Source organism: Mycobacterium sp. 1423905.2 (genome assembly GCF_001673155.1).
Lineage (GTDB): Bacteria > Actinomycetota > Actinomycetes > Mycobacteriales > Mycobacteriaceae > Mycobacterium.
The window spans coordinates 1-6913 of record NZ_LZLE01000054.1 but is presented as its reverse complement, the minus strand read 5'-3'; the positions used below and the strand labels follow the sequence as shown (position 1 = coordinate 6913).

General features: G+C 66.9%; 8 protein-coding genes and 1 pseudogene. 4 read left to right on the top strand and 5 right to left on the bottom strand.

Going from position 1 to position 6913, the window contains the following annotated elements; all coding sequences use genetic code 11:
* Nucleotides 1-124 (bottom strand): annotated as a pseudogene (locus A9W95_RS27650) (hypothetical protein); the annotation flags it as partial.
* 7 nt (nucleotides 125-131) lie between these two features.
* The gene (bioB, locus tag A9W95_RS03415) at nucleotides 132-1181 is read right to left on the bottom strand and encodes a biotin synthase BioB (RefSeq protein ID WP_067409231.1); all 1050 of its coding nucleotides are present in this window, start codon (nucleotides 1179-1181) and stop codon (nucleotides 132-134) included.
* 209 nt (nucleotides 1182-1390) lie between these two features.
* Here bioB and A9W95_RS27120 point away from each other — a divergent pair, with 209 nt between their 5' ends.
* The 4 genes from A9W95_RS27120 to A9W95_RS03400 all read left to right on the top strand — a co-directional run bounded on the left by A9W95_RS27120 (nucleotide 1391) and on the right by A9W95_RS03400 (nucleotide 5165).
* Nucleotides 1391-1534 (top strand): hypothetical protein, encoded by a 144-nt coding sequence (locus A9W95_RS27120; RefSeq protein ID WP_172826542.1) that lies wholly within the window; start codon nucleotides 1391-1393, stop codon nucleotides 1532-1534.
* Nucleotides 1535-1700: 166 nt separating this feature from the next.
* On the top strand, nucleotides 1701-3431 hold the full coding sequence (locus tag A9W95_RS03410; protein ID WP_156745975.1) for a hypothetical protein: 1731 nt from the start codon (nucleotides 1701-1703) through the stop codon (nucleotides 3429-3431).
* A 4-nt stretch (nucleotides 3432-3435) separates the two neighbouring features.
* A complete protein-coding gene (locus A9W95_RS03405) occupies nucleotides 3436-3801 on the top strand; it encodes a hypothetical protein (protein WP_067409229.1) in 366 nt (121 codons plus the stop codon).
* Nucleotides 3798-5165, top strand: a complete 1368-nt coding sequence (locus tag A9W95_RS03400; RefSeq protein ID WP_067409228.1) for a hypothetical protein — start codon at nucleotides 3798-3800, stop codon at nucleotides 5163-5165. Before A9W95_RS03405 ends, A9W95_RS03400 begins: the two co-directional genes overlap by 4 nt.
* A 6-nt stretch (nucleotides 5166-5171) precedes the next feature.
* On the opposite strand, the gene A9W95_RS03395 is transcribed toward A9W95_RS03400, so the two are convergent.
* The 3 genes from A9W95_RS03395 to A9W95_RS03385 all read right to left on the bottom strand — a co-directional run.
* Nucleotides 5172-5681, bottom strand: a complete 510-nt coding sequence (locus tag A9W95_RS03395) for a 2'-5' RNA ligase family protein (RefSeq protein ID WP_067409227.1) — start codon at nucleotides 5679-5681, stop codon at nucleotides 5172-5174.
* A complete protein-coding gene (gene bioD, locus A9W95_RS03390) occupies nucleotides 5681-6364 on the bottom strand; it encodes a dethiobiotin synthase (RefSeq protein ID WP_067409226.1) in 684 nt (227 codons plus the stop codon). Before bioD ends, A9W95_RS03395 begins: the two co-directional genes overlap by 1 nt.
* Nucleotides 6361-6913: aminotransferase class I/II-fold pyridoxal phosphate-dependent enzyme (locus A9W95_RS03385; RefSeq protein WP_067409225.1), on the bottom strand; the 553-nt coding region annotated here is incomplete at its 5' end. The genes A9W95_RS03385 and bioD, both read right to left, overlap by 4 nt.

The window sequence follows — 6913 nt, the reverse complement described above, 5'->3', positions numbered from 1 at the left end:
CGCAGAAGCGTGGCGGCTCGAGGCCCAACTGCGCTGCCGTTGGCGTCGCGGTGCCGGCCCGTTCCCCGGTGTAGACGTTGAACACACCGGCGGAAACCGGGGCGCCCAGTTCTGCAGCCACGATTGGTCTTCTACAAGCTGGCGTTGAGCGCTTTGATCGGCATCTGCAGGTCGTCGAGCAGTTCCAAGTCGGCTTCGGCGGGCCGGCCCAGAGTGGTCAGGTAGTTGCCGACGATGACGGCATTGATGCCCCCGAGGATGCCGCGCTTGGCGCCCAGGTCACCCAACGTGATCTCCCGACCGCCGGCGAAGCGCAGCATGGTGCGGGGCAGCGCCAGCCGGAAGGCTGCCACGGACTTCAGCGCCTCGGTGGCCGGCAAGACCTCCAGATCCCCGAACGGTGTTCCCGGCCGCGGGTTGAGGAAGTTCAGCGGCACCTCGTCGGGACCCAGCTCGGCGAGATCGGCGGCGAACTCCGCGCGCTGTTCCAGCGTCTCGCCCATACCGAGGATGCCGCCGCAGCACACCTCCATCCCGGCGTCGCGCACCATCGTCAGCGTCTGCCAGCGCTCTTCCCAGCTGTGCGTGGTGACGACGTTGGTGAAGAACGAGCGTGCGGTCTCGAGGTTGTGGTTGTAGCGGTGCACGCCCATCTCGGCCAGCCGATCCACCTGCTCGGCGGTCAGCATTCCGAGCGAGCAGGCGATGTTGATGTCGACCTCATTGCGGATGGCTTCGATGCCGGCAGCGACCTGGGCGAGCAATCGCTCGTCGGGCCCGCGCACCGCGGCCACGATGCAGAATTCGGTGGCGCCGGACTTCGCGGTCTGTTTGGCCGCCTCGACCAGGCTGGGAATGTCGAGCCAAGCGCTGCGCACCGGCGAGGCGAACAGTCCCGATTGGGAACAGAAGTGACAGTCCTCGGGGCAGCCGCCGGTCTTGAGGCTGATGATCCCCTCGACCTCGACCTCGGGACCACACCAACGCATCCGGACTTCGTGGGCCAGCGCCAGCAACTCCTCGAGCCGGTCGTCGTCGAGCCGCAGCACCTGCAGTACCTGGTCTTTGCTCAGGCCTTCCCCCCGGTCGAGGACCTGGCGGCGGGCCACCGCGATGATGTCCGAGTCCGGTACGCCATCTTGGCCGGCGTCTGTGGTCGGTCGAATCGGCGCTTGAGTCACCCGGTACTCCCCTGCATCTACGTCGTGCCCGGACATGCGGACACATACTTTCCTGGCCCTTTCGCTAGCCGCGGATAGACGTGGCGGCCTGGACCAATCGGCGTTCAGGCCTAGGGTAGCGGTCCCCACGTCGACCGATAGCGCTCGGGCGGCCATTGACGACCCAATGTGTACGGGTACGGAGCCGTACGGCAGGGTAAGTAAACGCTATGACCAACGAGCACGTCACGTACCTCGCCGACCACGGGATCTGGCTGGCGATCCCGGCGTTTCTGCCCGCGATCATTGTCGTCGGTGTGGTGTTGTATATCGCTATGCGAAACCGGCGAAGCTCCAGCGAAAAGCAGGATTGACCAGCGCTGCATTTGGGCATTCGAGGTTCGTCTACGTCAGTCGGGCAAGACATGGGAGGCGATTGCGGTGGAACTGGCAGTGGTTGCGGCGGCGCCTGCGGCCAAAGGGGCCGAACTCAGTCAGGTCATCGGCCTGTCGGTGGCGGCGCTGATCATCACGCTAATCATGCTGGCGATCGGCTGGGCGCACCGCACGCATCGGATCCTGTGGCTGGAGAAGTTCGCTGACTGGCTAGGGGTCAAATTCCGCCGCCCATCGTGGGTGGCCCTGCCGGTGCTGGTGTACACCACGTCGATCATCTGTGCGCTGTTCGGCTTCATCTGGGATGTCAGCTGGCACATCGGCGAAGGCCGCGACCCAGGTCCGCTGGCCAACCCCGCGCACTACTTCATCATCATCGGCCTGTTCGGGATCTTCCTGGCCGGCATGACCGCGATCGTCTTGCCCTTCGACGAGCCCGGTCCGGCCCCGGTGCGGATCACCGACAACTGGCACGCCCCCGTCGGCGGTGTGCTGATGGCCGGTTGCGGGATGTATGCCCTGATCGGTTTCCCGCTCGATGACATCTGGCACCGCATCTTCGGCCAAGACGTCACGCTGTGGGGTCCGACGCACCTGATGATGATCGGCGGCGCGGGCTTGTCGCTCTTCTCGGTGCTGATGCTGGAGTACGAGGGCGGACGCGCACTGCCGGACGCTCCCCCCGAGAAGCCGATGGTCCGGGTTCTGCGATACCTGTCCTGTGGCGGGCTGCTGATCGGATTGTCCGTTTACCAGATCGAGTTCGACTTCGGGGTGCAGCAGTTCCGCCTGGTGTTCCACCCCATGATGATCGCCGGCGTCGCGGCGCTGGCCCTGATCGTGGCCCGGATGACGCTGGGCAAAGGCGCGGCCGTTATCGCGGCGCTGTTCGCCATCGCGCTGCGCGGCGCTGTCGCGTTCACCGTGGGCTCCATCCTCGGGGCTCCGTTGAACTGGTTCCCGCTGTACCTCGGGCCCGCCCTGATCGTCGAGATACTGGCGCTGACGCCGCTGTTCAAGCGTCCGATCGTCTTCGGCGCCGTTACCGGCCTACTGGTCGGGACCGTCGGCCTCTGGCTGGAGTCGCTGTGGATCGGCGCGGTCTATCACTACCCGTGGCCAACCAGCATGTGGGGTGAGGGCCTGGCGATGGCGGTGCCGGTGGCAGTGCTGATGGGCCTGTGCGGGGCGCTGACCGGGATGGTGCTCACCGGGCAGCGCCTGCCGCGCCGCGCGATCGGCATTTCGGTGGTCGCGGCGACGGTCCTGGTCATCGGCGGCACCATCGCCAACGGTCTCCACATCATCATTCCGAGCAAGAACACCGCAACGATCAAGCTGACGGAATTGCCCAGCGACCCTGGCAAGCGGATGGTCTCTGCCGACGTTCAGATCAACCCCCCCGACCTGATCAAGGACCAGCCCGACTGGGTCTCGATCACGTCTTGGCAAGGGAAGATGGAGAACAACCGCGGTCTGGTGGTCGACCGATTGGAGAAGGTCGGCCCGGGGCATTACCGCACCACCGAACCCATCCCGGTGTGGGGTTCATGGAAGACGCTGCTGCGGGTGCAGGACGGCTACACCATGACCGCCGTGCCGATCTACGAACCGGCCGATGAAGCGATCCCGGCTGCCGAAGTTCCCGCTCAGCCGGTCATTACTCGACCGTTCGTCCTGGAGAACACCATCTTGCAGCGCGAACGCGACCCGAGCGCTCCCGAGTGGCTGTTCACCGCCGGCTCCATCCTGGTGGCCATCTTCACGCTGATGGTGATCGCCGGCCTCACCTGGGGTGCCGGCCGGATCAACGGCGAGACGACCAAGCCCAAGCAGGTCGAGGAGCAAAAGCACCCGCTGCCGGAAGCGGCGTAACTCGATGAGTGTTAAACGCACCCTCGTCACGGCGTGGGCGGGCTTGCTGATGTGCGCGTTGGTCGCCTGCGGCGGCAACTCGCCGAGCAAGCCCGCCACCCAAGGCCTCACCATCGACGTCACCATCACCAACGGCCAGGTCAACCCGACGAACGCCACGCTGCAAGCCAAGGTGAAGGAGCAGATAACCTTGCACGTCACCAGCGACGTCACCGACGAGCTGCACGTGCATTCGGTACCGGACCACAAATTCCAGATCGCCGCCGCACCCAATCAGACCTTCCAGTTCAGCGTCGACGTTCCCGGCAACGTCGACGTGGAACTACATCACCTCAAGCGCACGATCGCGACGATCCAAGTCCAGCCGTGACCGACGGCCGTTCCGCCTCGGTGCTGGCGCATGGCCTCGGCGGGTCGAACGATCTCCCGGTGCCGTACACGTTCGCCTTGATCGGCGCGGCCTGGGCGCTGACGTTCACGTTCGCGTTGGTGGCGCTGGCCTGGAAGCAGCCGCGGTTCGACCCGGCGAAGCCGGGGCGCCCGTTGCCGGATGCGGTGACCAGGCTCGTTGACGCGCGCGCCACCCGCTGGGCGGTGGCGACCCTGGCTTTTGCGTTCGCCGTTTGGGTGCTACTGGCCGGACTGTTCGGTCCGCAAACACAAGGCAACGGGCTGCTCGGCGCGTTCTATGTGTTGCTCTGGGTCGGTTTGGTCGCCCTGTCGTTGTTCTTCGGGCCAGTGTGGCGGGTGATCTCGCCGATCCGGTCGCTGTATGTGCTCTTGCGCCGCGCTCTGCCAGAGCGGATCAGCCGGCCACGCCGCGACTACCCCGAAGGGTGGGGCTACCGGCCGGCCGCGGTCGGCCTGTTCGCATTCGTCTGGATGGAATTGGCCAGCCCTGACTCCGCCTCGCTGACCGGGGTCAAGACCTGGCTGTTGGTCTATGCCGTCGTGACGCTGGCCGGGGCGTGGCTGTGCGGTCAACGCTGGTTATCGCGAGCTGACCCGTTCGGCGCGTACAGCATGGCGGTATCGCGACTGTGCCCGTTCTGGCGAAATGGCGACACCGGCAAGATCGTCATCGGCAATCCTTTCGACCATCTGCCGTCGCTGCCGGTACGGCCCGGCGTGGTGATGATGCTGGCCGTGCTGCTCGGCTCGACCGCATTCGACAGCTTCTCGGCGGCACCGGCCTGGCGCAATTTCGCTGACGGGGTTGCCCGGACAGCGCACGGTCTGCCGGAGACGCTGACCTCTTCGGCGCTGCGGACGGTCGGCTTGCTGGTTTTCATTTCGGTTGTCGCAGTGACATTTTCGCTGGCGGCGCGGGCGACGGGCGGAGTCGACGCCGAGCAGCGCGCGGCACTGCCCGGTCAGATGGCGCACTCGCTGATCCCGATCGTGGTCGGTTATATCTTCGCCCACTACCTGACTTACCTGGTGGAACGCGGACAGCAGGCGATCATCGCGCTGGCCGATCCGTTCGGTCGAGGCTGGAACCCGTTGGGGCTGGCGCACGCGAACGTGGCCTACGTGTTGTCGCTGCACCCGGCGGTGTTGTCGACGATCAAGGTCACCTGCGTGGTCACCGGACACATCGTGGCGGTGATCGCGGCACACGACAAAGCGCTGCGGTTACTGCCGGCGGCTCATCAACTGACCGGCCAGCTGACCATGATGCTGGTCATGGTCGGCTATACGTTCATGGGCTTGTACTTGCTGTTCGGCGGTTAGCCGCATTCAGCGGATGTGGTACTCGACGCGCTTGTCCCCGTCCCAGCGCCGCAGTCCGGCGAACTGACCATCGATGTCGGCCGGTCGGCCGGTCACGGTCAGCGCCTGCCCGAGGTAAGCGAGGTCGACCCGGCGAGCCAACGTGACATGTGCCGTCCACCGGCCGGGCAGACTGTTGGCCATCGGCCCGGGCAGAAGATGAGGCCGGCACAACCGATGCACCTCGGCGTGTAGATCCAACAGCGCGTGCGACGGCACCACCAACCGAGTGAGCACGACGTTGGCCCGGCCGAACAACACCGGAGCTCCGATCAGGCAGCGCACCGGCAACTCTCGTGCCACCGGAATCAGCAACTCGTCGACCTCGGGGTCGATGCGCTCGGCGACGGCCACAGTCACGTGCGGGCGACCGGGCGGTACCCGCGCTGGGATATCGGCGCTCGCCAGGCTGTCCCACATGCGTCGCAGCGCCGCCTCGGTGTCGCCGTCGAAGAGCAGCTCGATCGAATGCGCCATCAGGACACCAGGCCCCTGACCCAGTCGGCGTCGAATGCCGCCGCGCTCATCGCCGCGAAGTCCGTCCTGAACGCCGGGGCGCCGGCTTCGGCGGGTAGCGCCGCCCGCACCGGAGCCAGACGGCTCAGCGCCGAATAGTTCGAAGTCTCGACCAGCCCGGGTTGGCGCGGCCAGCTCCCGATCACCAATCCCGCGCACGGAACCCGGTGCGAGGCAAGCGCTTCCAGGGTCAATGCGGTGTGGTTGAGGGTGCCCAGTCCCGCGCCGACGACCACCAGTGCCGCGGCCCCCAGCTCGACGGCGACATCGCGCAGCGTGACTCCCCCCTCGGCCAGTTCCACGAGCAGCCCACCCGCGCCTTCGACCAGCGTCAACCGGCCGGGGCGGTCCAAATCAGCGATCAGTCGCAGCAGTTCATCGCGGGTAGGCAGCGCCATCCCAGCCTGTTCGGCCGCCGCGGCCGGCGCCATCGGCAGCGGGTATCGCGCCAGTCCGAGGAGTTCGGTCACCCCGGCGAGGCGGCCCACCTCAGCGAGATCGTCATCACCGTCGGCGGTGCCGGTCTGAGCCGGTTTGCAGACCGCCACGTCGATGCTGAGTTGACGGGCGCAGGAGGCAAGCGCTGCGGTGGCGACGGTCTTGCCGACGCCCGTGTCGGTGCCGGTGACGACCAGAACCGTCAACGGCGCGTCGCAGACAGCACCTCGGTGAGCACCCGGCGGGCCAACTCGAGGTCATCTTTGCTCAGTGATGCGCGCGCCGTCAGTCGCAGCCGAGACGTTCCGGCCGGCACCGTCGGAGGTCGGAAGCAGCCCACCTTCACCCCGGCGTCCAGGCACGCCGTCGCGGCGGTCAGCGCGACCTCCGGATCACCGAGGATCACCGATACCACTGCCGACTCGGGCACCTCGATAACCCCACAGATTCGGGCCAACTCCCCCGCATAGCCCAGCACCGCCTGCGGCCGCCAGGGCTCTTCGCGCAGGACCCGCAACGCCGCCCGTGCCGCGCCCACCGCCGCCGGTGCCAAGCCGGTGTCGAAGATGAACGGACGCGCGGCGTCGATCAGGTGCGCCCGCACCTCGGTGGGCCCGAGCACCACACCGCCCTGGCTGCCCAGCGCCTTGGACAGCGTCGTCGTCATCACCACATCCGGCGCACCCGCCAGACCCACCTCGGAGAGCAGACCGCGGCCACCGCCGCGCACGCCGAGTCCGTGGGCCTCGTCGACG

Excerpts from the sequence above, each read along its gene's own strand:
- A9W95_RS03410 (WP_156745975.1), top strand. The coding sequence starts at position 1,701 with ATGCTGGCGATCGGCTGGGCGCACCGCACGCATCGGATCCTGTGGCTG.
- A9W95_RS03405 (WP_067409229.1), top strand. The coding sequence starts at position 3,436 with ATGAGTGTTAAACGCACCCTCGTCACGGCGTGGGCGGGCTTGCTGATG.
- A9W95_RS03395 (WP_067409227.1), bottom strand. The coding sequence starts at position 5,681 with ATGGCGCATTCGATCGAGCTGCTCTTCGACGGCGACACCGAGGCGGCG.
- A9W95_RS27120 (WP_172826542.1), top strand. The coding sequence starts at position 1,391 with ATGACCAACGAGCACGTCACGTACCTCGCCGACCACGGGATCTGGCTG.